The organism is Nakamurella endophytica, assembly GCF_014646215.1.
Lineage (GTDB): Bacteria > Actinomycetota > Actinomycetes > Mycobacteriales > Nakamurellaceae > Nakamurella > Nakamurella endophytica.
Map to the genome: position 1 here is coordinate 81,031 of NZ_BMNA01000003.1, position 26,546 is coordinate 107,576.

Genomic DNA, 26,546 nt, shown 5'->3' on the forward strand with positions numbered 1-26,546 from the left:
GACAGCGGGTCGGTGCACGAGCTTGGCGGGTGCAGGCGTCCGGTGATCGCGGTGCGCTGCTCGCCGCCCTCCAGCGACAGCCCTGGAGCAAGCGGGCGCTGCACCGGGCGGGCGCCGCACCGGGCGGGACGCGCCCGTCCCCCGATCAGGGGATCCCCGATCCCTCGACGGAGGGGTTCATCGGTGGACGGGGCCGCGCGCCGGTCGCTCCGAGACTGGTCACAGCACCGGGGAGACCCGGCACCGACCGGGACCCGCCCGGCCGGACCAGAGGAAGAGGTTCCGTCATGCGCACTCTCGCCGCCGTTGCCGCCGCCGCCTTCGGGATCCTGGCCGTCGGAACCGCGACCGCCGCCGCCGCCGCGGACCGGGAGCCGACCGGCGTCGTCAAGACCACGACGACGTCGTACATGCTGCCCACCGATCGATCCACGCCGGTGCACGTCGACCTCCGCGCCGACACCGAGGTGTACCTCCAGTGCTGGGCGCGCGGGCAGAGCCTGTCCGGCAACCCGATGTGGTACCGAATCGCGACCGGCGGCAAGCTGGGCTTCGTCCCGGCCGGCACCGTCCACTCCATGGTTCCGAACCCGCCGGCCTGCTCGATGAACTGACCGGGCCGCGCCGGCCGGCCGTACTGGACGGGAACGCGGTCCGGCCCGTGGATCCGTGGGTCGGGCGGGATCTCGCCGACGGGTCGGCCCCTCAGGGTGGCCGCCATCGGGACCGAGGCGGCCGGAGCGGGCAACGCGCGCAGGGCCGCAGCGACACGCCGGACACCGTGGCCGAACGCCGGCTCCACGAGCAGGTGACGGACCGACTGCGGCGTCCGCCGATCAGTCCACCGCGCCCAGCGCCGCGGCGAGCCCGGCCTCGACGTGCAGCCGGGTGGTCGCGAACACCGGCACGGGGCTGTCCTCCGCGCCGATCAGCAGCTCGATCTCGGTGCAGCCCAGGACGACGCCCTGGGCGCCAGCGGCCACCAGCCGGTCGATGACCTGCTGGTAGGTGCGGCGGGACTCGGGCAGGAACCTGCCCTGGCACAGCTCGTCGTAGATGATCCGGTGCACCTCCGCCCGGTCGTCCGCTTCGGGGACGAGCACCTGCAGGCCGTGCGCGGCGAGCCGGTCGCGGTAGAAGGACTGCTCCATGGTGAAGGCCGTGGCCAGCAGCCCGACGGTCGTCAGCCCGGCGGCGCGCACCGCTGCCGCGGTGGTGTCGGCCAGGTGCAGCAGCGGGACGGACACCGCGGCCTCGATCCGGTCGGCCACCTTGTGCATGGTGTTGGTGCACAGCAGGAGCAGCTCGGCGCCGGCGGCCTCGAGCCGCGCGGCCTCGGCGGCCAGGATCGGTCCGGCGCCGTCCCAGTCGCCGCTGACCTGCAGCGCCTCGATCTCGGCGAAGTCCACCGAGGTCAGCACCAGCCGCGCCGAGTGGAAGCCGCCCAGCCGGTCCCGCACCAGCTCGTTGGCCGTGCGGTAGTACTGCGCCGTCGACTCCCAGCTCATCCCGCCGATCAGGCCGAGGAGTCGCTGGCGGACGGGCTCGGTCGCGCTCGTGCGGGCGTCGGGGCTGCCGGTGGTCGTCATGCAGAGCATCCTGCCCGGCGCACCGGCCGGTCCGGTGGGGGTCTTCGCCGGCGGCGGGAAATCCACGTCGGAGCGGCACCGGCTGCTGCCCACCGGACCGAACCACCGAGTCGCGGGTGTCGGCGCGCGCGGCGCCGGACCTGCTGCGCCGTCAGGAGTCCCAGATCGGACCGTAGGCGGGGACGCCGCGCCGGCGCAGCTCGGTGACCAGGCGCAGCGTGGCGTCCTTGTTGGAGATGCAGATGACGGCCTCGGCGCCGAAGTCGCGGTAGGCCTGGTAGGCCAGCACGCTGAGGTCGGGCTTGCCCTTCTCGTCGCTGTTCCACAGCACGGCATCGGGCTGGGCGGCCAGGATCTCGCCGACCAGGCCGGCGCCGTAGGTCCGCTCCGGGCTGCGCGTCACCCACACCAGGCGGGCCGGGGTCGGGTCGCTGAGCAGGTGCGGCAGGGCCGGCGCGATGCCGCTGCCGGTGGCGATCCAGACGACCTTGGTGAACAGCCGGCTCACCGAACCGACACCCGTGGTCGGAACGCCACGGGTCCACACGTGTGCCGGCGCGTCCGCGATGAAGTCGCCGGTCCAACCGCCCGCGCGGGACACCGCGATCCGGAAACCCTGCTGACCGGGCGTCGTCATGTTGGCGAAGGCGTGCCACTGGCCGAGCGGGTGGCGCGCGATCCTGCTGGCCGATCCGACGCGGACCCGGCCGTGCCGGAAGGAGACCAGGGCGACGTGGTTCGAGGGCTCGGTGATGGTGATCGGTACCCGGCGCAGCTGCAGCCACGGGATGGCGGCGAACACGAACAGCACCGCCAGGATCCAGGTGTTCGGCGACCGCAGGATGTCGCTGCCGGCCGGTCCGACGTCCGCGGCGGCGTGCAGCACGGTGAGCGCGGTGAACAACGCGATGGACAGCCACCCGCCGTACCGGTGGGTGATCTCGAACAGGTCGTGGTGGTGGTGCCGCATCGCGGGGCGGGCGCACCAGGACATCGCCAGCAGGTCGAGGGCGATGGCGACGACGACGGCGAGGATGGCGACGTGCTGGGCACTGCCGGCGGCCGGCGGCGGCGTGACGACCACGCACACCGCGTAGACCACGAACCACACGGTGGCCGAGGTGGCGGCCCCCACGTGCACCCCGCCCGGCAGGTGGTGCACCTGCGCCAGGGCGGCCCGCATCCGCAGCGGCCAGCGCAGCGGGGCCGAGGTCGCCACGGAGAACAGCGCGTTGACGAAGTACTGCTGGCGCATCAGCGCCGCCAGGCCGATGTCGACGCTGGCCGCGGTCAGCAGGCCGCCGAGCCACAGGTTCCACGACGGCCGGGTCAGCAGGAAGACCACGCCGAACACGACGTTCGCGGCGGCGATGAGCCACAGCACCCGGTGGAACGGGGACAGCCGCCCGCCCGCCAGGCGCAACCGGATCCCGGTCAGCAGCGGCGGCAGGTCCCGCTCCGCGGGACCGGTGCCGGCGTTGCCCGGTGCCCGGCCGTCGAGCCGTGTCGCCATGGTGGTCCTCTGGTCTCGAACGCCGGGAGCAACGCCCGACGCTAGCCTGCGGCCGGCATCCGGCGGGGCCGATCGGCCGAAGTCGCACCAGGTCGGCGGTGCTGCACCGGACCGGCCACGGCAGGCCGGCCTCGCGCGCCCTGCTCCGTCGGCTCAGCCCGCTCCCTGCTGCGTCGGCACCGTGACGCGGTCGCCGTCCAGCAGCGGGAAGGCGTCGATCGGCCAGCGCGTCATGCCGCTCTCGGCGCGCACGGAACGGACCGATCCGGCCGCGTCGACGTCGAAGACGAGCTCCTCGCCGTAGGAGCCGAAACCGGATCCGCCCGCGATGCGCAGCCTGCGGTCGTCGACCACGTCGAGCGGGGCCGCGTGGTCGGTGGGGTCGGCGGCGGACGGCGGGAGCAGGTACAGCCGACCGCCGAGCACGGCGATGTCGACCACGCCCCACAGCGAGGCGTACCGGCCGGTGAACCCGTCGAGCCGGCCGTCCGGCGCCGGACGCGGTTCCCGCCCGGCCAGGTCCATCAGCTGCACGACGGCGGTGGCCAACGCCTGGGCGGGACCGTCGATGGCGTTGGTCAGGACGGAGACGGCAAAGCCGGCTTCCGGGTCGAACACCGAGTTGGTGATGTGTCCGGGGTAGCCGCCGCCGTGCCCGGGCAGCGAGCGGTCACCGATGGCGCGCAGGGAGAAGCCGAGGCCGTACCGGGCGTCCTTCTCACCGTCGACGGGCCACCAGCCGCGGTGCAGCAGCCGCTTGGACCCGTCGGTGAGCAGCCGTTCGTCCCCGTGGAAGTGCGCCGCGAAGTACTGCACCAGCGCCTCGGCCGTGGCCCAGCACCCGGTGGCCGCGGCCAGCGCCCGGGTGTCGACGTGGTCGATGGCCACGCGGTGGTCCGCGTAGGACAGTGCCGAGTAGCCGGTCGCGTACTCCCCTGCCCGATCCGGGTCGAGTTCCGCGCCGAGGTCCGCCAGGCCCAGCCGGCCGGCGATGTCGTCGCGGACGTGGTCGGCGAAGGTCCTGCCGGACGCCGCCTCGACGACCATCCCGAGCAGCCCGAACCCGATGTTGGAGTACTTGAAGCGCTCGTTGCGCTCCAGCACCGCCGCCCCCGCCGACCGCAGCACGTCCAGCAGGCCGGACCGGTCGGGGAACGGCAGCCGCAGTTGCCAGAAGTCGCCGTCGGTCCCGTCCCGGACGGCACCCGCGGCGTGGTTGAGCAGCTCCCGCACCGTCCAGTCGCCGGCCGGGTGGCCGTCCAGCTCCGGGATCCAGGCCGCGGCGCGGTCGTCCAGGCGCAGCCGGCCCTGCTCAACCAGCTGCAGCACCGTGGTGGCGGTGAAGGTCTTCGAGTGCGAGGCGATCCGGAACAGGTGGCCGGTGGTCAGTGCGGTGCCCGACGCCGTGTCGGCGAGGCCGAACGCCGCGGACAACCGGACGCCGCCCCGGGCGAAGACCGCGACCTGCACACCGGGGACGCGCTGGTACCGCTGCTGGAACTCCAGGTACCGGCCGGCGTAGTCGAGCGCCTCGGCCAGCGACTCGTCGTCGGGCAGCGGGTGGGGGGCTTGCGTCATCGGGGCAGCGACTCCTCGGCCGGGTCGATGTGGTGGGCGACGTGGCAGGCGGCGTCGTGGTGCCGGCCATCGTCTACCTGATCATCCAGCGCGCCGTACGTGTCGGCCGCCCACCGGGGTCGGTGCCCGACGCCCGGACGACGCCGGTCGCCCCGGTGACGCGTTCCGAGCCGGGATCGGCGGCACCGGCGGCACCGTCCTGTCCGCCGATCGGTGGAGCGCGGTTCCTCCTCCGGATCGCCGTCCCGGACGACAGGGACCGGGTCGCGCCGGACGGAGGCTCCTGCTGTAGCCCGGATCGGCCGGGCGGGGCCCGTCGAGGTGGACGCCATGAGCACCGCACTGATCACCGACACACCAGCCGCAGCGGTCTCCACGCCTGCACCGGCCACGGAGGCCGCACCGGCAGTCCGCGAGGTGCCTGCGGCAGCGGCGGTCGGCGCGGCGCCGGCGACCCGGCCGCACGTCTCGACCCGTCCCGCGTTCGTGGCGTTCCGTCACCTGCTGCTGGCAGTGCTGGCGCTCAACGCCGCCGCCGCCGTGGTCCTGCTGGCGACCGCACCGTCCTGGGCCACCGCGCTGACCGCGACGATCACCGCGGCGTCCGTGGACATCGGGATCGCGGCGCTGGTGCGGCAGCAGTACTTCGTCAACCTCGTCTTCGCCGCCGCGACGTCGGCCCCCACCCGCTGGCCGCTGCGGGTCCGGGTGGCGCTGGCCCGGGTCTACCAGGTCACCGCCGGCGTCCACGTCGGCTGCGCCATCGCGGCGGTGCTGTGGTTCTCCGCGTTCACCGCACTGGTCGGCGAGCACGTCCTCACCGGCTCCGGCGACGGGCTCTGGATCGCCGTGCTGGCCGTGGCCGGCGCGATCGTGGCCGACCTGGTCGTCATGGCGGTCTGCGCCCGCCCGCAGATGCGCGAGCGGCACCACGACACCTTCGAGGCCACCCACCGGTACGGCGGCTGGCTGTCCCTGGTGCTGTTCGCGGTGCTGACCGTGCTGGTCGCCGCCACCCGCCCGGCCGCGGTGATCGACTCGGTGCTGGTCTCCCCGAACACCTGGATCCTGGCCACTGTCGCCGTATTCGCCCTGATCCCCTGGCTGCAGCTGCGGCGGGTGCCGGTCGACGTCGTCACCCCGTCGTCGCACGTCGCGCTGGTCTCTATCGACCGCGGCATCCGGATCCGTACCGGGTCGGCCAGCCGGATCGCCCGCCGGCCGCTCGGCGAGTGGCACGCCTTCGCCAATATGACCGCCCGCGAGGGCACCGGCTACCGGCTCGCCGTCTCCCGCGCCGGCGACTGGACCTCCCGCTTCATCGACGACCGTCCCGACCACGTGTGGGTGCGCGGCGTCCCGACCACCGGCGTCGGCACCGTCGCCCGGCTGTTCACCAAGGTGGTGTGGGTGGCCACCGGCAGTGGGATCGCGCCGTGCCTGCCGCACCTGCTCAACGACGAGACTCCCGCCCAGCTGGTCTGGGTCACCCGGAACCCGGAGCGGACGTACGGCCGGGAGCTGGTCGGCGAGATCTTCGCGGCCCAGCCGGACGCCGTGCTGTGGGACACCGACGCCCAGGGCAAGCCGGACTTGGCGGATCTGGCCTACCGCACCGCGATGGCCGCCGGCGCCGAGGCCGTCATCGTCATCTCCAACAAGAGGACGACGCTGCGGGTGGTCAGCCAGCTGCACCAGCGGGGCGTCGCGGCCTTCGGCCCGATCTGGGACTCCTGATCGCGCGGCGGCCGGGACGGGCCGCCGGACGTGCGCGAAGATCGACCGCATGAACCCGGAGGACCCCTCGGCACGTTCCGGCGACGACCAGGGCCGGCCGCCCAGCGGCCGGCCCGCCGCCGTTCCCCCGCCGCCCGGCGCACCGGGGACACCGGGGACACCGGGGACACCGGGGACACCGCCGAGCGGGTCGCCGGCCGCAGCCGCCACCGGGTCGCAGGCCGGACCTCGCACCGGATCGCAGGCCGGACCTCCGACCGGGGGGCTTGGCGGACCTCGTACCGGGGGGCAGTCGCGGGGAGCGGGCACGGACCGCCCGGCCGGCCACCCGCCGCAGCCCGGGACCGGGCGGACGCCGCAGCCCGGCGGGTCCGGTGCACCCGGAGGTGGCTGGGGACACCGCGGTCCCGCCGGTTCCCAGCCCCGGCCGGCGGCCGATCCCCGGCAGCAGCACTACCGACCCGACACCGCGGGGTACCGGCCACAGGGACAGCAGTACCGACCCGACACCGCGGAGTTCCGGCCCGAGGGACTGCAGTACCGGCCGGACCCGCGCGCCCAGCAGCCTTGGCCCCGCCCGCAGGACCCGCAGTACCCGGGGGGCGCGCCCGCTCAGGGCCGGCCTCCGCGGTCCCAGGCCCAGGCCCAGGAGACCGGACGTCCGGTCGCCGATCGCCGCCGGGACTCCGGCGACCGCCCGCGGACGGCGGCCGGCGACGCCACCCGGATGACGCTCGGCGCGGAGCTCCGCGACGCCATCGGCCTGCGCACCGTGGCCCTGGTCGTCGGCGTGCTGCTCCTGCAGCTCGGGTTCATCCTGAGCTACGTCGGTGCCTTCCACGCCCCCACTCCGCACCGGGTGCCGGTGGCCGTCGTGGCACCGGCCCAGGCCGCACCGCAGCTCGTCGGGCAGCTCAACGGCCTGGCCGGCGACCCGCTGGACGCCAGCGCCGCACCGGACGAGGCCACCGCCCGGGCGCGGCTGGCCCGCGGCGACACCTCCGCGGTGCTGCTCTACGACGCGGGCGGCACCCGGGACACCCTGCTCGTCGCCTCCGGCGGCGGCGCGTCGGTGGTCACCGCGGTGCAGACGGTGGTGGAACGGGTGGATGCGGCCCAGCAGCGGACCGTCCAGGTGCAGGACGTCGTGCCGCTGCAGCCCGGCGACGCCCGCGGGCTCACCGGCTTCTACCTGGTCATCGGGTGGATCGTCGGCGGCTACCTCCTCGCGGCGCTGCTCGGCGTCGCCCGCGGCAGCCGGCCGGCCAACCTGCGCCGGGCGTGGTTCCGGCTCGGCGCGGTGGTGCCGTACGCCATCGCGTCCGGCATCGGCGGCGCGCTCGTGGTGGACACCGCCCTGCACGCGCTCACCGGCCACTTCTGGGCGCTGGCCTGGGTCGGCGCGCTGGTCGTCGCGGCCGCGGCGACGGTGACCATGGCGTTCCAGATCCTGTTCGGCGTCATCGGTATCGGCGTCACCGTGCTGGTCTTCGTCGTGCTGGGCAACCCGAGTGCCGGCGGCGCCTACCAGTCGTCCGTGCTGCCGCCGTTCTGGCGGGCGCTGAGCCCGGTGCTGCCCAACGGCGCGGGGACCACGACCGTCCGGCAGCTCACCTACTTCGGGGGCGCCTCGGTGACCGGCCCGCTGCTCGTCCTCGCGGCCTGGGCGGTCGCCGGGGTGCTGCTCACCGTGGTGGCGGCCGTGCTGCGGGAACGCCGCGGCGGCGCCCGCACCGCCGTGCTCTGACCCGGCCGCCCACCCGGGCCTCGCGCCGACCGGCTGTGGATCCGCACAGAACCTCACACCGAGGCCGGGCTCGTTGTCGGACGGTGTGCGATCCTGTCCGGGATGCCGCGTACCGGATGCGGCGCTCCGGAGGTGGCCGTGCTGGCACAGGTGCGGCAGGCCCGCATCCTGGAACAGGTCCGCCGTGCCGGCGGCGTCCGGGTCGCCGAACTCACGGCGCTGCTCGGCGTCTCGGACATGACGGTCCGCCGCGACCTGGACGTCCTGGACCGCAAGGGGCTGGTCACCAAGGTCCACGGCGGCGCGACCGCGGTGGAGACCGCGAGCGCCGTGGAACCGGGTTTCGAGGTCAAGCGGGTCCGGGAACTGCTCGAGAAGGAGGCCATCGCGGCCAGGGCGGCGACCCTCGTCCGCCCCGGGATGGCCATCGGCATCACGGCGGGCACCACCACCTGGACCCTGGCCCGCCACCTGGCCGAGATCCCCGACCTGACGGTGGTCACCAACTCCCTGAAGGTGGCCGACGTGCTCGAACAGCACTCCAGGTCCGACCTCACCGTCGTGCTCACCGGCGGGCTGCGGACGCCGTCGGACGGGCTGGTCGGGCCGATCGCCGTGCAGGCGATCCGGTCGCTGCGGGTCGACATGGTGATCATGGGGGTGCACGGGATGGACGAGCACGCCGGCCTCACCACGCCGAACCTCATGGAGGCCGAGACCAACCGGGCGCTGGTGGAGTCCGCCCGGCGGCTGGTGGTCGTGGCCGACCACACGAAGTGGGGCGTCGTCGGGCTGGCGCAGATCGCGCCGCTGCGCGCGGTGTCCACGCTGCTGACCGACGAGGGACTGGACGAGCAGGCGGCCGCCGTGCTGGCCGACCAGGTCGGCGAGGTGGTCATCATCCCGACGCCGGAGCCCCGGTCCGACCCGGCCGGCGCCGACCCGGACGCCGACCCCGCCACCTCCGGCGGGCGGGCGTCGTGACCCCGCCCCCGGCCGCCGCCGACGCAGGAGCCCCCGTGACCGCCAGCCTCCGCTCTCCGGACCTGCACCGGCTGCCCGCCCGGCTCGCCGACGGCCGGGAGATCGTGTACTTCGACGAGACCGCCGACCCGGTCCGCGTGCTCGACGACCCCCGCGACCTGCCGGTCGTGGTGCCCGCGTCGCAGGCCCGGTACGACGCGTTGACCGGCGACTGGGTGGGGATCGCCGGGCACCGGCAGACCCGCACGTACCACCCGCCGGCCGACGCCTGCCCGCTGTGCCCGTCGACCCCGGCCAACGCCAGCGAGATCCCGTCGCCCGACTACGACGTGGTGGTCTTCGAGAACCGCTTCCCGTCGTTCGGCGGAGCCGGCGAACCGGTGCCGGCGGACCCGCAGGACCGCGGCTCGTTCGTCGCGGCGCCGGGCAACGGCCGCTGCGAGGTCGTCTGCTTCACCCCGGACCACACCGCCCTGTTCTCGCGGCTGCCGCCGCGGCGGGTGCGCACGGTGATCGAGGCCTGGGTGGACCGGACCGAGGCGCTGTCGGCGCAGCCGGGCATCGAGCAGGTGTTCTGCTTCGAGAACCGCGGCGCCGAGATCGGCGTGACGCTGGCCCACCCGCACGGCCAGATCTACGGCTACCCGTTCGTCACCCCGCGGACCTCGGCCATGCTGCGCACGGTCGCCGAGCACCGCCGCCGGACCGGCCGCAACCTGTTCGACGACGTGCTGGCCGGCGAGCTGGCCGACGGCTCCCGGGTGGTCGCCGGGAACCGGCACTGGGCGGCCTTCGTGCCGTTCGCCGCCCGCTGGCCGGTCGAGGTGCACCTGTACCCGCGCCGCCGGGTCCCGGACCTCGCGGCGCTCGACGACGCGGAGCGGGACGCGCTCGCCCTGCTGTACCTGGAGGTGCTGCGCCGCATGGAGGGCGTGTTCGCCGACACCCTGCCGGCCATCTCGGCCTGGCACCAGGCGCCGGTGCGGCAGGGCCGCGACGACTGGGGCCTGCACCTGGAGATCTTCTCGATCCGGCGGGCGGTCGGGAAGCTCAAGTACCTGGCCGGCTCCGAGTCGGCGATGGGCGCCTTCATCAACGACATCGCACCGGAGGCCGCCGCGGAGCGGCTGCGGCAGGTCGTCGTCCCGGCGCCCGAGGTCGACGGCGCGGACGTGGACGGCGCCGACTCGGGCGGCGCGGACGTGGGCGGCGCGGATGTGGGCGGCGCGGACGTGGGTGGCGGTGGACCGGACGGACCCGTGCGGGACGGGCAGGGCGGGCGGGCGGAGACCCCTCGCGACGAGGAGGAACGACGGTGAAGACCCTGGTGCTCGGCGGGGCCGGGTACATCGGCTCGGTGGTGACCCGGCTGCTGCTGCAGGAGGGCCACCAGGTGGTCGTCCTGGACGACTGCTCGACCGGCCACGAGGACGCCGTCGCCGACGGCGCCGAGCTGGTCCGCGAGGACATCGGCCGGACCGGCGACGTGCTGGCCCGCGGCGGTTTCGACGCGGTGCTGCACTTCGCCGCCAAGTCGCTGGTCGGCGAGTCGGTGCAGCAGCCGGCGCTGTACTGGCACACCAACGTGATGGGCACCCGGGCGGTGCTCGACGCGGTGACCGAGCACCGGATCCCGCGGCTGGTGTTCTCGTCGACCGCCGCGGTGTACGGCGACCCGGACGAGGTCCCGATCCCGGAGACGGCGCCGACCCGGCCGACGAACACCTACGGCGCCACCAAGCTGGCCGTCGACATGATGATCGGCAACGAGTGCACGGCCACCGGGCTCGCCGCCGTCTCGCTGCGGTACTTCAACGTCGCGGGCGCCGCGTGGGGCGCCGGCGAGCGGCACAGCACGGAGAGCCACCTGATTCCGATCGCGCTGGACGCCGCCGCCGGCCGGCGGGAGCGGCTGAGCATCTTCGGCGACGACTGGCCGACACCGGACGGCACGCCGATCCGTGACTACGTGCACGTCGCCGACCTGGCCAGGGCGCACGTGCTCGCGTTGACCGCCGCCGCGCCCGGGGAGCACCTGATCTGCAACCTGGGCAACGGCAGCGGCTACTCGGTGCGGCAGGTGATCGCCTGCATCGAGCAGGTCACCGGCCGGACCGTCCCGGTCGAGGTGGCACGGCGCCGCAGCGGCGACCCTGCCCGGCTGGTGGCCTCCGGCGACCGGGCCCGCGAGCGGCTGGGCTGGACGCCCGAGCGCGACCTGCGGGGGATGGTCGCCGACGCCTGGGCCTTCGCGCAGGACCGGGCGGCCAGTGCTCCTGCCACTGCGCCGGCCACCGCACCGGCCACCGCACCGGCCACTGCGCCGACCACTGCCCGGTGACGGCCCCCGGATCGGCCACCGGATCGGCCGCGGGAGCGGCCGCCGACCCGGACGACCCGTCCTCCCGAGCGTCCGGGGGTGCGGTCCCGCGGGCCGCCGAGCTGTTCGGGCGCGTGCTGGGCGGCGCGCCGGACGCCGTGTTCAGCGCCCCGGGGCGGGTCAACCTGATCGGCGAGCACACCGACTACAACCAGGGCCTGGTGCTGCCGTTCGCCATCGACGCACGGGCCCAGGTCGCGGTCCGGGCGCGGGACGACGGCCGGCTCCGCGTCGTCTCCGGCCAGCAGCCGGGCGAGACCGTCGAGGTCAATCTCGACGGCCTCGAGCCCGGCGCGGTCACCGGCTGGGCCGGCTACGTCGCCGGTGCCGCCTGGGCGCTGGCCGAGCGGGGCCACCGGGCGGCCGGCGCGGACCTCGCCCTGGACTCGACCGTGCCGGTCGGCGCCGGGCTGTCGTCGTCGGCGGCCGTCGAGTGCTCCACCGCGCTGGCGCTGGCCACGCTGGCCGGCGACCGGCTGGCACCGGAGGAGCTCGCCCGGGTGGCGCAGCTCGACGAGAACCGGTTCGTCGGCGTGCCGTGCGGGTTGATGGACCAGATGGCCTCGTCCGCGAGCCGGGCCGGCACGGTGCTGTTCTTCGACGTCGGCGCGGACCGCACCGAGCACATCCCCTTCGACCCGGCCACCGCCGGGCTGGTCACCCTGCTCGTGGACACCCGGGCCCACCACTCGCTGGCCGACGGCCAGTACGCCCGCCGGCGGGCCACCTGCGAGGCGGCCGCGGAGACCCTCGGCGTGGACTCGCTGAGCCGCATCGCACCCGGCGAGCTGGACGCCGCGCTGGCCGGGCTCGGCGACGACGAGACCCGCCGCCGGGTCCGGCACGTGGTCACCGAGAACGAGCGGGTGCGCGCCGTCGTGGAGCTGCTGCGCACCGGCGCCGTCCGCGACATCGGCCCGGCGATGGTGGCCTCGCACGCGTCCCTGCGCGACGACTTCGAGGTCTCCTGCGCCGAGCTGGACGTCGCCGTCGACGCGGCCCTGGCCGCCGGCGCCGCCGGGGCGCGGATGACCGGCGGCGGCTTCGGCGGGTCCGTCATCGCGCTGGTCGACCGGGACCGGGTCGACGAGGTCGGCGCGGCCGTCACCGGGGCCTTCGCCCGGGCCGGCTTCACCGCGCCGGTCCTCCGGCTGGTCTCCCCGGCCGACGGCGCGGGCGCCGACGGCTGACCGGCCGGGGTGTCGCAGCGCGGGAGGTGCCGCCCGAGCGGCGCGGGCACCGCCCGGGTCACCAGCCGGCGGTGTCCTCGCGCAGCGCCGCGTACGCCTCGCGCACCTGCGGGGTGGGCTCGGCCTCGAACCGCTCGGCCGGGGCGGCCGGCCACTCGGGCGGCGTCGGGGCGCCGGACAGGGCCCAGGCCGCCTGCCGCGCGGCGCCCAGCGCGACGTACTCGCCGGGCTGCATGACCTCGACCGGCTGCCCGAACACCGCCGGGGCCAGCTGCTGCACCGCAGGGTTCCGCGAGGCGCCGCCGATGAGCAGGATCCGGGTCGGGGTGATCCCGAGCGCGTCGACCGCGTCGGCCAGCGAGCACAGCAGCGACTCGACCGCCGCCCGCGCCAGGTCCTCGCGGGTCACCGCGGACGTCAGGCCGCGGAACACGCCGGTGGCGTCCGGCCGGTTCGGGGTCCGCTCGCCGTCCAGGTAGGGCAGCAGCGTCAGCCCGCCGGCACCCGGCCGCCCGGCCAGCGCCAGCTCGGCGAACGTGGCGTGGTCCACGCCCAGGAGCCGCCCGACGACCCCGAGCACGCGGGAGGCGTTGACGGTGCAGACCAGCGGCAGGTAGCGGCCGGTGGCGTCGGCGAAACCGGACACCGAACCGGTCGGCTCCGCGGTGGGTGCGTCGGCGACGCAGAACGCCGTCCCGGACGTGCCGATCGACACCACGACGTCGCCGTCGCCGATCGACAGGCCCAGCGCCGCGGCCATGTTGTCGCCGGTGCCGGCGGACAGCGGCACCCCGGCCGGGGTGTGCGCCGCGACGGCGCCGGGCGCCACCAGGCGGGGCAGCTCGGGGGCGACGTCCCGGTCCAGGGCCCACGCCGCCACGTCGGGCAGCCAGTCCCGGTGGGCCGGCGAGTAGTAGCCGGTCCCCGACGCGTCGCCGTGGTCGGTGGTCGGGGCGGACCCCGCGGCAGCACCGCCGGCCAGCTGCCAGGTCAGCCAGTCGTGCGGCAGTGCCACCGACGCGGTGCGCGCCGCCCGCTCGGGCTCGTTCTCCGCCATCCAGCGCAGCTTGGTGACCGTGAACGACGCGGCGGGCACGGAGCCGATCGTGTCGGCGCACCGTTGCGGACCACCCAGGTGGTCGACGACCGTCGCGATCTGCGGCGCCGACCGCAGGTCGTTCCACAGCAGCGCCGGCCGCACGACCTGACCGTCGGCGTCCAGCGCCACCATGCCGTGCTGCTGGCCGCCGACGCCGATGGCCGACGCCCGCTCCAGCAACCCGGACCCGGCCGTCTGCAGCGCCGACCACCAGGCCTGCGGGTCGACCTCGGTACCGTTCGGATGCGGCGCCGAGGCCTCGTCGACCACGACGCCGTCGTCCGCCCGGACCAGCAGCACCTTCACCGACTGGGTCGAGGAGTCGATGCCGGCGACGAGAGTCTCGTTCACGGAAGTCACCGGCCCATCCTCCCCCGCGGCGCGCCCGCGCCGCGAATCACCGTGCCCGCGCCGGCATCACGCCACGGCCACCAGCGACGGGTCGCCGACGAGCAGGTCGATACCGGCGTGCGCGGCCCCGATGGCGGGCGCTTCGAAACCCAGCAGCGAGAACTCCAGCCGGCACGCCTGCGGTTCGGCGACGACCCGCGCGGCCATCTCGGCGGTGACCGCCGGCCGCAGCCACTCCTGCAGTTCGGCGAAGTAGCCGCCGAGGATGATCACCTCGGGATCGAGCACGTTGGCCAGCACGGACGCCCCGATGCCGATCCACCGGCCGACGTCGGCCAGCGCGGCCAGCACGACCGGGTCGCCGCGCCCCGCGCGCTCGCGGATGGCGCCCAGCTGCTGGGCCATGTCCAGGCGCGGCAGCGCCTCGCCGGCCGTGACCCCGCCCGGCATGGCATTCCGTACCAGCGCCGCCAGCCCGACGACGGTCTCCCAGCAGCCCCGCCGCCCGCAGCCGCACACCGTGTCCGGCGGCCCGATCGGGATGTGCCCGACCTCGCCGGCGTACCCCATCCGGCCGCGGACGATGGTGCCGTCCAGCATGACGCCGGCGCCGACCCCGATCTCGCCGACCAGGTACAGCAGGTTGTTGCTGCCCGCGGAGGCGCCGATCGCGTACTCGGCCATCGCGCCCAGGTTCGCGTCGTTGTCGACCGCCACCCTGGCCCTGGGCCAGCGCAGCCGGCCCATCAGCGCGTGCGCCATGTCCACCTGCCGCCAGTGCAGGTTCGGGGCGTACGACAGGATGCCCGCGTCCTGGTCGATCATCCCCGGCACCGACAGGAACAGCGTCTCGATCTGCTCGGGATCGCACCCGGCATCGCGGATCAGGGCGCCGGCCAGCTCCGCGGCGCGGGCGATGCCCAGCGCCGGGCCCAGGTCGGCGAGCGGGATGGCCAGCCGGCGGCGGGCCAGGATCCGGCCGGTCAGGTCCGCGACGACCCCTTGCGCGTGGTCGACGTTGACCTCCAGGCCGACGCAGCGCACGACCGAGGTGTCGACCTCGACCATCCGGCCGGGCCGGCCGACGCCGCCCCGGTCGACCGCGCCCTCGGTGACCATCCGGCGCGCCGCCAGCTCGGTGACCAGTGCGGACACCGTGGCCTTGGTCAGCCCGGTGTCCTGCGCCAGCCGCGCCCGGGAGCGCGGCCCGCCGGCCAGCAGGCTGCGCATGAGCAGCCCGAGGTTCAGCCGGCGGACCGTGGCCTGGTCCGCGGGGGTGTCCGGCGCGGGACGGACGCCGGCCGTCCGCACGCCGGGCGCCGACGGTGTCGGACGCCCGGGCCGTCGTCGGGCCGGGGCGCTCATCCCGCGAGGAGCTGCCGGCCGGTCACCGGCCGGAGCTGGCCCGCCGGCGGCGGGTGATGGCGTCCACGCTCGCGGCGAGCAGCAGCACGGCGCCGGTGATGATGTAGGTCCAGACCGAGCTGTCGGTGATCAGGCCGAGCCCGTTGGGGATCAGGGCGATGACCAGGCCGCCGATGATGGCGTCGCGAGCCTTGCCGCGGCCGCCGAACAGCGACGTGCCGCCGATGACCGCCGCGGCGACGGCGAACAGCAGCTGGTTGCCGGTACCGGAGCTGGCCGTCACCGACCCGATGCGCGAGCCCTCGATGATGCCGGAGAACACGGCCATGCCGGAGCTGATCACGAAGCAGGCGATGATGATCCGCGGCACCCGGATGCCGGCCCGGCGGGCCGCTTCCTTGTTGCCGCCGACCGCGTAGACGAACCGGCCGAACTGGGTGCGGCTCTGCACGAACGTCCAGATCACCAGCAGCACGCCGACGATCGGCACGATCCACGGGATGCCCTGGTCGGGCTTGCCGATGAGCGCCCGGTTGATCGACAGCGCCGCGGTGGCCAGCACGGCGAGCAACCCGACACCGCCGACCTTGAGCAGCTGCACGGTCAGCGGCGGCTGCGCCAGGCCCTGCCGGGCCCGCCGCTGCGCGGTGACCGCGACGTAGGCCGCCCACACCACGATGGCCGCGATGACGATGACCCAGCTCCACAGCAGGGACACCGAGCTGTGGGTCAGGCCGAAGATGACCGGGTTGGTGTCCGGGATGGAACCGCCCTCGCTGGCGATCGCCAGCAGCACGCCCTGCCAGGCCAGGAAGAAGGCCAGGGTCACGACGAAGGACGGGATGCCGACGATCGTCACCAGGAAGCCGGTGAGCACGCCCATCGCCAGGCCGACGGCCACCGCGATGATGACGGTGACCCACCAGGGCATGCCCTGCTTGTCGATCAGCTGGGCGGAGATGGACGCGCCGACGCCGCCGATCACGCCGGCGGACAGGTCGATCTCACCGAGCAGCAGGACGAAGCCGACGCCCATGGCGAGCACGGTGATGGACGCCGCCTGGGTGAGCAGGTTGGCGAAGTTGCTGGCGCTGGTGAAGGTGCTCCAGCGCAGGGCCGCGAAGACGACGACCAGCACGACGAGGCCGGCCAGGGCCGGCAGCGCGCCGAGGTCGCCGCCGCGGATGCGGTTCCGGTAGGCCTGGAAGTACTCGCCGACCGAGACGGCCGACCGGTCGCCGGAGAAGGCGGTGCGCGCCTCCAGCGCGGTGGACAGCGTGGCGGCCTCGCCGTCGTAGCCGCCGGTGCCCTCGGAGGCGTTCTCGCCCAGCGCGGTGTCGCCAGAAGCCGCGGCCGCGTTCTGCTGCCCGTCGGGGGTGGTCATGCCGACTCCTGGGCCAGTGCTCGGGACAGGCCGATGTCGCCGCTGCGGCCCGTGGTGATCAGTTCGACGATCTGTCCGGTCGTCACGTCGGCGGCGGCGACGTCCGCGGCCACCCGGCCGAGGTACAGCGGGGTGATCCGGTCGGAGACCTCTTTGACGTCGTTCATGTTGTGGCTGATGAGCATCACGGCCAGGCCGTTGTCGGCCAGCCGGCGCACCAGGTCGAGCACCTGCCGGGTCTGCGCGACACCCAGTGCGGCGGTGGGCTCGTCGAGCATGACGACCTTGGAGTTCCACAGCACGGCCTTGGCGATCGCGACGGTCTGCCGCTGGCCGCCGGACAGGCTGGACACCAGCTGCCGGACACTGGAGACGGTCCGCACGGACAGCGAGGCCAGCGTCTCCTTGGCCCGGTTCTCCATGTGGGCCTCGTCCAGCACGACGCCGCTCTTCATCTCGCGGCCCAGGAACATGTTCTGGACGATGTCCAGGTTGTCGCACAGCGCGAGGTCCTGGTAGACGATCTCGATGCCGAGCCCTGCGGCGTCGCGCGGACCGGTGACGTGCACCGGCGACCCGTTGAACAGGTAGTCGCCGTTGTCGATCTGGTGGATGCCGGCGATGCACTTGACGAGGGTCGACTTGCCGGCGCCGTTGTCGCCGACGAGGGCGGTGACCTGGCCGGGGTAGAGCGCGAGGTGGACGTCGTGCAGCACCTGCACCGCACCGAAACTCTTGTTCACCCCCCGCAACTCGAGGATGGGTTCCTGGGTTGACGTCATCTGTGGTGCCCTTCCTCGGATGTCGCGGCGCCGGTGACGGCGGAGGGACGTGCGGTGCGCTGGACGGCGCTGAACGGCGCTGAACGGCGCTGAACGGCGCGGAAGCGGCGGAGCCGCCGGTTCCGCGCCGTTCCGGTGCGGCGGGAGGTGTCCCCCCCCGCGGTGGCCGGCCGGCCGGGTGGCGGGAACCGCTCACCCGGCCGGCGGCCCGGGGATCAGCTGACGCCGTTGGCCTTGCACAGCGCGGCGTACTGGTCCTTGCACACGTCCGCGGCGGTCTGGCCACCGGCCTTGATGACGTCCTGGACGTTCTTGATGGTGATCGACTCCGGGGTCAGCAGCACGGCGGGCACCTCACGGCCGGACTTGGAGTCCTTGATGGTGCCGGTGGTCGCCGGCTTCTCGCCCTTCAGCAGCGCGATGGCGGCGTCGGCCAGGGCCTGGGCCTCCTTGTTCGCGTCCTTGAACACCGTCATGCACTGGGTGCCGGCGAGGATGTTCTGCAGACCCTGGACGGTGGCGTCCTGGCCGGTGACCGGGATCTTGGCGCCGTTCAGCTGGGAGATCGCCGCGTTGCCCAGGCCGTCGTTCGCGGCCAGCACACCGTCGATCTTGCCGCCGGTCTTGGTGATCATCTGCTGGAAGATGGTCGCGGCCTGCTGGTTGTCCCACTTCGGGACGGCCTGCTCGGCGACGACCTTGTAGCTGGTGATCTTATCCAGGACGTTGTGCGCGCCCTTGGCGAAGTCGGTGGCGTTGGAGTCGTCCGGCGAGCCGTTCAGGTAGACGATGTTCTTGTCGCCCTGGCCCAGGCAGTCGGCCAGACCCTGGCCCTGCAGCTCGCCGACCTTGATGTTGTCGTACGAGATGTAGGCGTCCGCGCTGCCGCCGAGCGTCAGCCGGTCGTAGTCGAGGGTCTTGACACCCTTGCTGGCGGCGTTCTTCTCGATGGCCGCACCGGAGTTGTTGTCAAGGTTCACGATCGCCAGGACCTTGACGCCCTGGGTGATCATCTGGTCGGCGATGGTGGTCATCTGGCCCGCGTCACCCTGGGCGTTCTGGACGATGGCGTCCACGCCGGCCTTCTTGAAGGCCGCCTCGAGGGTGGGCTGGTCCTTGGTCTGCCACCGGGCGGACGACTTGGTGTCCGGGAGGATGACGCCGACCTTGCCGGAGACGGTGCCGCCGCCGGAGCTGGTGCTGCCCGAGCTCATCCCCGAGCTCATCGAGGACGAGCTGGCACCGGAGCTCATCGAGGACGAGCCGGTGTCCGAGGACATCGCCGTGGAGCTGTCGGAGCCGCCCGTGGCGGACGACGACGCCACCGAGGACGCCGACGAGCTCTCCGAGGACGAGCTCGACGAGGAGCTGGAGGAGCCGGACGAGTTGGTGCTGTTGCCGCAGGCCGCGACCACCAGGGCGCCGGCCACGAGCAGGCCTACCCCGGCGGAGGTCTTGAGCCGCATCTAGTTTCCCTTCGTTCTCTGCACGCCGGGCCGGACGGCCTGGCGGGGGTGGAGCTCGGCACCGGACGCCGTGCAGCCGCCGGTGACGGGACGCTCAGGTGCGCGTCCGCCTGGAGCGGCGGGCGTCGGGAGCGGTGCCCGCCGACCGGGACAGGGGGTCCACGGGGGCGGGGCGGAGGACAGGGGCGGGCAGAGGTGCAGCGGGTCGGACCGCAGCCACGGGTACCAGACCCGGGTGCGCGACCGCTGCCGACATCGATGTCCCCTGACGTAGGGCCGGCGGGCGTGCCGGCACTGGTGTCGCCACCCCTCCGAGCCCGTCCGACCGGACGCGGCACGGGAGAAAGGTCAGCGACCACACAAAGTAAGGAAGCCCGAACGACCGTGTCAAGGCACTCTTTCGTGGTCGAAGGTCTCTGTTAGGTCACCGTCTCACCGAATTGGTCACGATGCCGAAACATCGCCGGTGGCACCGCAGCCGCGGCGGCCACCGGCACCGGACCGGCCGGCCGGGTCCTCGGATCGCTCCACACCACTCTGGATCCGGCCGCCCTGTCGCCCGACGCGGTGAGCGCCGCCAGGACCCGCGGGAGCCGCGGTCGTCGCCCCGTCGACGGCGTGGGCACAGGGTGGCGGCGGACCGGGTTGCCCGCCACCCGGCCGGGGCGCCGGGACCCGGCACCGGCGCCCTGGGACGAACGTCGCCCGGTTCCGGGCGGCTGCCGTCCCGGATCCCCACGCAGCCGGCACGACGACGGCTTCCGCATCCGGCGCGTCCGGGATCGCCCGCGGACGAGCCCGCGGGAGTGGCAGTGGGTCAGTACGAGTACAGCGACCCGGGCACCTGGCCGCGTCCGGTCACGATCTGCACCCCGGCGGCCGTGCCGACCAGGTCGGCGCCGGCCGCCAGCACGGCGCGCACCTGCTCGATCGTCTTGATCCCGCCGGCGGCCTTGACGCCGATCGACGGCGGGACCGAGCGGCGCAGGTAGGACACCGTCGACGGGTCGGCGATGCCCACGGCCCCGCGGGAGGCGTTCACGACGAACGCTGCACCCGCGTCGACCGCCGCCTGCACCGCGCGCTCCCGGCGCCGGGCATCGAGCAGCGGCAGCTCGAGCATCAGCTTGACGCCCACCGGTGCGGCGGCCCGGACCACCGCGGCCAGGTCCGCGGCGAACTCGGGCAACCGGCTGGACAGCAGGTACCCGACGTTGACGGTGCAGTCGAGTTCGTCGACGCCGGCGTCGACCAGGGACGCCGCCTCCCCCACCCGCCCCGCGGTGGTCGACGAACCGTGCGGGTAGTCGATGAAGGACCCGACGCGCCCTGTGGTGCCGCGCATCTCGTCGCGCGCCGCCCACACCCAGCACGGGGGCACGACGGCCGCGTCGAAGCCGTGCTCCAGGGCCTCCCGGACGTGCGCCCGGACCTGCCGCTCGGTGACGGCCTCGCCGACGAGGGCGTGCTGGATGCGGCCGGCCAGTTGCGCCGGCGGCAGGACCAGAGCCGGGTGGACGTCCGACGCCGGGGGGTCGTCGCGCAGCAGCCGCGCCACGGCGTCCGGCCACACGGGTGAGCCCACCACGCTCGCCTCCTCGCTGCCCGCGGATCCTCGTCGGCGCCGGCCCCGGTGCGCAGGACCGGCGCCCTCGCCGGCCGGGGGCATCGCCTGCGCGGTGCTTGCCTCCGGTGCCCGAGCCGGGCTGTTCCCGACGACCCGCACGGTATACACGGCGCGCCGGTGGCCGCGCCGCGCCGCCTAGGCTCTGCCCGCATGCGCGTCCTGTCCATCCAGTCGTCCGTGGCCTACGGCTACGTCGGCAACAGTGCCGCCACCTTCCCCCTGCAGCGGCTGGGGCACGAGGTGTGGCCCGTGCTGACCGTCCACTTCTCCAACCACACCGGGTACGGGCAGTGGCGTGGGCCGGTCTTCCCCGCCGAGACCGTCGCGGAGGTCGTCGAGGGCATCGCCGAACGGGGCGTGCTCGGGACCGCCGACGCGGTGCTCACCGGGTACCAGGGATCGCCGGGCGTCGCCGAGGTGGTGCTGGACACCGTGCGCCGGGTCCGCGCCCTCAACCCCGACGCCGTCTACTGCTGCGACCCCGTGCTGGGCGACGTCGGGCGGGGCATGTTCGTGCTGCCGGGCCTGCCCGAGCTCATGCGTGACCGGGTGGTGCCGCAGGCGGACGTCGTCACCCCGAATCTGTTCGAACTGGCCTTCCTCGCCGGTGTCGAGCTGGCCGACGTCGCCACTCCGGACGGGTTGCGGCGGGCCGCGGCCGCCGTGCGGGCGGCGGGTCCCGGCACCGTGCTGGTGACCTCGGTCGAACACGCCGGCCTGCCCGACGACCGGATCGGCATGGTCGCCGTGGACGGCTCCGGCGGCTACCTGGTGAGCACGCCGCGCCTGCCGTTGAACGTCAACGGCGCCGGTGACGTCACCGCAGCGCTGTTCCTGGCGCACCTGTCCGCCGGGGTGCCGGCAGCGCTGGCGCGCGTCGCGTCGTCGGTGTTCGCCGTGATGGAGCGCACCCACCGCGACGGCGCCCGGGAGATCCGGCTGGTCCAGGCACAGGAGGCCCTGGCGCACCCGGCGTGCGAGTTCCCGGTCGAGCAGCTCTGGGCCGACTGACCGGCAGGCTCGCGTCGGTGCGGCCGCACCGGTCGAGGCTGTTTCGGCCGCCGTCCCCCGTGGTACCGGGCCGTCGACCGTTGACACCATCAGCGAGGAGACCACCGTGGCGAACGTGACCGAGTACATCGACGTGGACGTCCCGATCCGGACGGCCTACAACCAGTGGACGCAGTTCGAGTCGTTCCCGAACTTCATGGGCGGCGTGGACAGCATCACGCAGACCGACGACCGGCACACGCACTGGAAGACCTCGATCGGCGGGGTCGAGCGCGAGTTCGACGCCGAGATCACCGAGCAGCACCCCGACGAGCGCGTGGCTTGGAAGAGCACGGACGGCACCACCCACGCCGGCGTGGTGACCTTCCACCGGCTCGACGACGCCAAGACGCGGGTCACCGTGCAGATCGACTGGAAGCCCGAGGGCCTGCTCGAGACCGTCGGCTCGGTCGTCGGGGTCGACGACCACCAGGTCAAGGCCGACCTCAAGCGGTTCAAGGAGTTCATCGAGAGCCGCGGCGGCGAGACCGGCCAGTGGCGCGGGGACGTCCCCCGGCCCAGCTGATCCCGGCGCTGCCCGACGCCCCGGCCGTCCCTGCGGACGCCGGGGCGTCGTCCGTGTCCGGGGCCTGTCACTGCGCGCCCTCCGCGGATTCGTCTGACTCTCCGCGCAGGCTCGGACACCATCTGTAACACTGCTCGGCATGCGTGGTCCGCGCCGCCTCGGCGCCCTCGTCCTCGTCGGCGCCGTGCTGACCCTGGGTCCGGTGGTGACGGCCGTGCCGGCCGCCGCCGCCGACACCGGGCCGGCCGCCGACACCGTGGTGACGCTGCGGGACCAGCTCGCCGGCGTGCCCGTGCTGCGCCGCGCCGACCGGCTGGCCGCCCAGCAGGACGCCGTGCTGGCCGCCCTGCCCGGGCCGGCCCCGCAGCGGGTCCGCCACCTGCGGACGGCCAACGTCGTGATCGCCGCGCTGACCGCCGCCCAGCGGACCCGGCTCGCCGCGGATCCGCGGGTCGCCGGAGTGGCGGTGGACGCGCCGCTTCCCGTCCCGGCCGGTGGTGCCGCGTCCGGCGGGGCCGGCGGCACGGCCATCGGCGGCACCGCGGCCCCCCGCGGCCTCCCGGGCGGGACCCGCTCCACCGGCACCGCCGCCACCGGCGGCAGCCGGCCGGCCGCCGCCACGCTGCCGCCCACGGATGCGCCCGCCGAGGTCTGCACCGGCACCCGCGAGGACCCGCAGCTGGAGCCGGAGGCCGTGCAGATCCTGCGGGCCCGCTCGGACGATCCCGCGGCACCGACCGCCGCCGCGCTGGGCTACGACGGCCGCGGCCTGCGGGTGGGCGTCGTCACCACCTATCTCGACCCGGCCCAGCGCGACCTCGTCCGCCCGGACGGGAGCCGGGCGGTGGTCGAGTACCGCAGCTACACCCACGACGGGCTGGACGGCAGCGGCGAGGCCGCCGAGGCCTTCGGCGACGTCTCCGCCATCGGCGCCCAGGGCACCGTCGCTCACGACCTGGCCGCGGTTGTCGACCCGACCGCGGTCCGGCTCCCGGACGGGCACTGCTGGGTCCGACTCGTCGGGATGGCCCCGGCCGCGGACATGGTCGTCACGAACGTCTACGACGCCGGCACGGTCAGCACCGCCGCGGCGGTCCAGGCGATCGACTACTCGGTGGCCGTCGCCCACGTCGACATCCTGAGCGAGTCGTTCGGCTCCAACTCGATCCCCGACACGTCGCTGCGGATGGCCGTCCAGGCGGCCGACGACGCCGCGGTGGCCGCCGGGGTGACCGTGGTGGTGTCCTCCGGCGACGCCGGCGGCAACTCGACCGTGGGCAGCCCGGCCGCCGACCCCGCGGTGATCTCCGTGGGTGCCACGGTCGCCGGCCGGCTCGCCACCCAGGTCGGCGGCATGGGCATCACCCGGTTCGGCAACGGCACCTGGAGCGACGCCACCACCTCGGCCATCTCGTCGGCCGGGCCGACCATGAACGGCCGGACCATCGACGTGGTCGCGCCCGGCGACTACGGCTGGAGCGCCTGCTCGACCGACCCGCGTTACCAGCAGTGCACGCTGCCGAACGGCCGGCCGTCGGACATCATCCCGTTCGCCGGCACCAGCCAGTCGGCGCCGCTGGTCGCCGGAGCGGCCGCCCTGGTCATCCAGGCGTACCGGGCCGGTCACGACGGGCGCGACCCCAGTCCCGCGGACGTCAAGCGGCTGCTCACCGGCACCTCGGCCGACCTCGGGCTGCCGTCGGACCAGCAGGGCTGGGGCCTCGTCGACGCCCACGCCGCGGTGCTGGCCGCGCGCACGCTGGACGGTGGCGCCCCGGCGACGCAGCGCACCGCCGGCACCGGGGCCGGCACCGGAACGGCGAGCCCGGCGGCACCGGGCGGCACCGCCCAGACCTCGGTAGCCGCGCCGACCGGCTCCGGTGCGGCGGCCACCTCCGGTACGGCGGCCACCTCCGGTACACCGACGGCCACCTCCGCCACACCGGCGGCAGGCGCCGCGGCAGGCGCCGCGACAGCCGCCGCGACAGGTGCCGGAACCCGCGCCGCCGGAGCATCCCCGGCGGCGGCACCAGCGGCTGTCGCCGCCGTCACACCAGCGGCTGTCGCCGCCGTCACACCAGCGGCTGTCGCCGCCGTCACACCAGCGGCTGCCGCCGCGGCGACACCGCCCGTCCCGGCCGGTGGGTCGCTGGTGGCCGGCCCGGTCACCGCCACCCTGGCCGGCGCGACGGCGGACGTCCGCGCCCGGCTGACCAACACCGGCCCGGACCCGGTACCGCTGGACTCCGTGTCCGTCACCGCGGACGACGCTCCCGAGCGGATCGTCGAGGACGTCGACCTGTCCGCGGCCGGCCGGCTGCCGAGCTACCAGGACGGCCTGATCGGCGTCCCGATGGTCGCCTCCGCCCACGAGGTCGACGTCCCGGCCGGCGCCGCCTGGGCCCACGTGCAGCTGTTCAGCACCCCGGCCGCCCAGCACACCGTCGCCGTGCTCACCGCGCTCGACCCCGACGGCACGGCGGCGGCCTGGGGCATCTCGACCTCGACCCTGGGCGGCCAGATCTGGATCCCGCACCCGGCCGGCGGGCGCTGGACGATCCAGGTCCAGGCCTACACCGGCATGCCGTTCACCGGCCGGCTCACCGTGGACGTCGGCCGCCGGCAGGTGCTGGCCACGACGTCGTCCGGGACGCTGGCGCCGGGCGCCAGCACCGACCTGGCCGTCCGGGTGCCGGTGCCGGACACGCCCGGCGACACCGCCGCGACGTTGCGCGTCGGCGCCGCGCTGGCCGCACCGGTCCTGCTGCGGCGCCCCCTGGACCTGACCTCCGGTGCCGCCTCCGCCGACGGCCGGCTGCGTCCGGGCAACGGCCGCGGCGGCGCCCCCAGCCAGGTCGGCACCTGGGAGTTCGACGTCCCGGCCGGGCGGTCCTCCGTCACGGCGTCGAGCACGATCGACCTCTCCGCGCTGGCGCTGGTCACCGGCGTGCTGGTCGACCCGTCGGGGACCCCCCGGTCGGTGTTCACCAACGCCTCGCCCGGCAACGGTGACCCCGGCCGTGCCCTGCAGGGCACGGTGGTCGAACCCGTACCGGGACGCTGGCGGCTGGTGGTGTCGGTGTGGGGCGCGCTGCTGCCCGTCCCGACCGACACGGCCGGCTTCCACATCACCGTCGCCCTCGACGCCCTGCACCCGTCCTCGTCGGGCCTGCCGGACGGCGGGTCGCTGCCCGCCGGCACCACCCGCACCGTCCGCCTGCAGCTGCGCAACCCCGGACCGTCCCCGCTGCAGGTCCTGGCCGATCCCCGGTCGGCGACGCCGGCCACCGTGGAGCTGCCCGTGCAGGGCGGGCCGTCGGTGACCCTGCCGTTCACCGACGCCTCGAACCCGCCGGCCGTCGTCGTCCCGGCCTTCAGCAGCTCGATGACCGTCACGGCGACGGCCACCGTGCCGACGATCCTCGAGGCCATCACGTCGACGCAGGCGCCGGACCTGCTCGGCACCACCGGCCGGGTGTCCACCCTCACCATCGGTCCGGAGGACCTGGCACCCGGTCTCTGGCGGCTCAACCTCTGGCCGCCCGGTCCGGTCGGCACCACCCCGAGCCCGTCCGGGACGGCGACCGTCCGGGCCACCGTCCGGACGCCTGCCCGGGACCGGACGGTGTCCACCGGCGCACCGGTCGTCGTGGCACCCGGCGCGACGGCGACGGTCACCGCCGTGCTGCACGTGCCGTCGACGGTCGGCTCGACGGTTGAGGGTTTGCTGGCCGTCGAGACCGCCGTGCAGGGCGCGGAGGAGGACGACGCCGACGGGCCGATCACCAGCAACAGCGGCGACGTGCTGGCGGTGTTCCCCTACCGCTACACCGTCGCCGCCGCGCTTGAGCCGCCGACCAGCAGCTCGGCAACGCCGACCGCACCCACCACCACCACGCCGACCTCCGCGGCCCCGGGCCCCGCGCCCACCACCCCGACCACCACGCCGGTGACCACGCCGGTGACGACGGTGACGTCGACGGTGGCGGCGGGCGGTGCCGGCACCCCGCCGGTCGCGCAGGCGCCGGAGCTGGCCGCCACCGGTGTCGCGGTCGGCGACCTGGCCGGCCCGGGGCTGGGCCTGCTGGCCGCCGGGCTCGTCGTGCTGGCGCTGGGCCGCCGGCGACGCCGGACCTGACGGGCGGTCGACCCGGCCCGGCGGCTGCTGCCGGGGGGCG

General features: G+C 74.9%; 20 protein-coding genes. 11 read left to right on the forward strand and 9 right to left on the reverse strand.

Going from position 1 to position 26,546, the window contains the following annotated elements:
• Window positions 1-287: 287 nt before the first annotated feature.
• A complete protein-coding gene (locus IEY37_RS07525) occupies window positions 288-614 on the forward strand; it encodes a cupin domain-containing protein (protein WP_188940952.1) in 327 nt (108 codons plus the stop codon).
• Between the two features lie 222 nt (window positions 615-836).
• Here the strand turns inward: IEY37_RS07525 and IEY37_RS07530 are convergent, their stop codons facing one another.
• The 3 genes from IEY37_RS07530 to IEY37_RS07540 form a co-directional block, all read right to left on the reverse strand.
• Entirely contained in the window at window positions 837-1,589 is a 753-nt protein-coding gene (locus tag IEY37_RS07530) for an aspartate/glutamate racemase family protein (protein ID WP_188940953.1), read from the reverse strand.
• A 151-nt stretch (window positions 1,590-1,740) separates the two neighbouring features.
• Entirely contained in the window at window positions 1,741-3,102 is a 1,362-nt protein-coding gene (locus tag IEY37_RS07535) for an FNR domain-containing protein (protein WP_188940954.1), read from the reverse strand.
• A 153-nt stretch (window positions 3,103-3,255) separates the two neighbouring features.
• Complete coding sequence (locus IEY37_RS07540; protein ID WP_188940955.1) at window positions 3,256-4,680, reverse strand: serine hydrolase domain-containing protein; 1,425 nt, start codon at window positions 4,678-4,680, stop codon at window positions 3,256-3,258.
• 330 nt (window positions 4,681-5,010) lie between these two features.
• Here IEY37_RS07540 and IEY37_RS07545 point away from each other — a divergent pair, with 330 nt between their 5' ends.
• From IEY37_RS07545 to galK, 6 genes are all read left to right on the forward strand, one after another.
• Window positions 5,011-6,417, forward strand: coding sequence for an FNR domain-containing protein (locus tag IEY37_RS07545; RefSeq protein ID WP_188940956.1), 1,407 nt, complete (start codon window positions 5,011-5,013; stop codon window positions 6,415-6,417).
• 727 nt (window positions 6,418-7,144) lie between these two features.
• The gene (locus tag IEY37_RS07550) at window positions 7,145-8,164 is read left to right on the forward strand and encodes a DUF3533 domain-containing protein (RefSeq protein ID WP_188940957.1); all 1,020 of its coding nucleotides are present in this window, start codon (window positions 7,145-7,147) and stop codon (window positions 8,162-8,164) included.
• Window positions 8,165-8,266: 102 nt separating this feature from the next.
• The gene (locus IEY37_RS07555; RefSeq protein ID WP_188940958.1) at window positions 8,267-9,148 is read left to right on the forward strand and encodes a DeoR/GlpR family DNA-binding transcription regulator; all 882 of its coding nucleotides are present in this window, start codon (window positions 8,267-8,269) and stop codon (window positions 9,146-9,148) included.
• Between the two features lie 35 nt (window positions 9,149-9,183).
• Window positions 9,184-10,467, forward strand: coding sequence for a galactose-1-phosphate uridylyltransferase (galT, locus tag IEY37_RS07560; protein WP_229674129.1), 1,284 nt, complete (start codon window positions 9,184-9,186; stop codon window positions 10,465-10,467).
• Entirely contained in the window at window positions 10,464-11,489 is a 1,026-nt protein-coding gene (gene galE, locus IEY37_RS07565; protein ID WP_188940959.1) for a UDP-glucose 4-epimerase GalE, read from the forward strand. The genes galT and galE overlap by 4 nt, the downstream gene beginning before the upstream one ends.
• Complete coding sequence (gene galK / locus IEY37_RS07570) at window positions 11,486-12,718, forward strand: galactokinase (protein WP_188940960.1); 1,233 nt, start codon at window positions 11,486-11,488, stop codon at window positions 12,716-12,718. The genes galE and galK overlap by 4 nt, the downstream gene beginning before the upstream one ends.
• Before the next feature lie 58 nt (window positions 12,719-12,776).
• On the opposite strand, the gene xylB is transcribed toward galK, so the two are convergent.
• The 5 genes from xylB to IEY37_RS07595 all read right to left on the reverse strand — a co-directional run bounded on the left by xylB (window position 12,777) and on the right by IEY37_RS07595 (window position 18,913).
• A complete protein-coding gene (gene xylB / locus IEY37_RS07575) occupies window positions 12,777-14,168 on the reverse strand; it encodes a xylulokinase (protein WP_188941466.1) in 1,392 nt (463 codons plus the stop codon).
• 66 nt (window positions 14,169-14,234) lie between these two features.
• Window positions 14,235-15,479 carry an ROK family protein gene (locus IEY37_RS07580; RefSeq protein WP_229674137.1) on the reverse strand — a complete coding sequence of 415 codons (1,245 nt, stop codon included), beginning with the start codon at window positions 15,477-15,479 and terminating at the stop codon, window positions 14,235-14,237.
• Window positions 15,480-15,555: 76 nt separating this feature from the next.
• Entirely contained in the window at window positions 15,556-16,917 is a 1,362-nt protein-coding gene (locus IEY37_RS07585) for a sugar ABC transporter permease (protein WP_188940962.1), read from the reverse strand.
• Complete coding sequence (locus tag IEY37_RS07590; protein WP_188940963.1) at window positions 16,914-17,699, reverse strand: ATP-binding cassette domain-containing protein; 786 nt, start codon at window positions 17,697-17,699, stop codon at window positions 16,914-16,916. The genes IEY37_RS07585 and IEY37_RS07590 overlap by 4 nt, the downstream gene beginning before the upstream one ends.
• Window positions 17,700-17,914: 215 nt before the next feature.
• Window positions 17,915-18,913, reverse strand: coding sequence for a sugar ABC transporter substrate-binding protein (locus IEY37_RS07595; protein ID WP_229674139.1), 999 nt, complete (start codon window positions 18,911-18,913; stop codon window positions 17,915-17,917).
• Here IEY37_RS07595 and IEY37_RS07600 point away from each other — a divergent pair.
• Window positions 18,879-19,169, forward strand: a complete 291-nt coding sequence (locus IEY37_RS07600) for a hypothetical protein (protein ID WP_229674141.1) — start codon at window positions 18,879-18,881, stop codon at window positions 19,167-19,169. The genes IEY37_RS07595 and IEY37_RS07600 overlap by 35 nt on opposite strands.
• An 813-nt stretch (window positions 19,170-19,982) precedes the next feature.
• Here IEY37_RS07600 and deoC read toward each other — a convergent pair.
• The gene (gene deoC / locus IEY37_RS07605; RefSeq protein ID WP_229674143.1) at window positions 19,983-20,753 is read right to left on the reverse strand and encodes a deoxyribose-phosphate aldolase; all 771 of its coding nucleotides are present in this window, start codon (window positions 20,751-20,753) and stop codon (window positions 19,983-19,985) included.
• A gap of 189 nt (window positions 20,754-20,942) precedes the next feature.
• Here deoC and pdxY point away from each other — a divergent pair, with 189 nt between their 5' ends.
• The 3 genes from pdxY (at window position 20,943) to IEY37_RS07620 (ending at window position 26,506) form a co-directional block, all read left to right on the forward strand.
• Window positions 20,943-21,803: a pyridoxal kinase PdxY gene (gene pdxY / locus IEY37_RS07610; protein WP_188940965.1), complete on the forward strand. Its 861-nt coding sequence runs from the start codon at window positions 20,943-20,945 to the stop codon at window positions 21,801-21,803.
• Window positions 21,804-21,909: 106 nt separating this feature from the next.
• Window positions 21,910-22,368: an SRPBCC family protein gene (locus IEY37_RS07615; protein WP_188940966.1), complete on the forward strand. Its 459-nt coding sequence runs from the start codon at window positions 21,910-21,912 to the stop codon at window positions 22,366-22,368.
• 139 nt (window positions 22,369-22,507) lie between these two features.
• Entirely contained in the window at window positions 22,508-26,506 is a 3,999-nt protein-coding gene (locus IEY37_RS07620) for a S8 family serine peptidase (RefSeq protein ID WP_188940967.1), read from the forward strand.
• The last annotated feature ends 40 nt before the right edge of the window (window positions 26,507-26,546 follow it).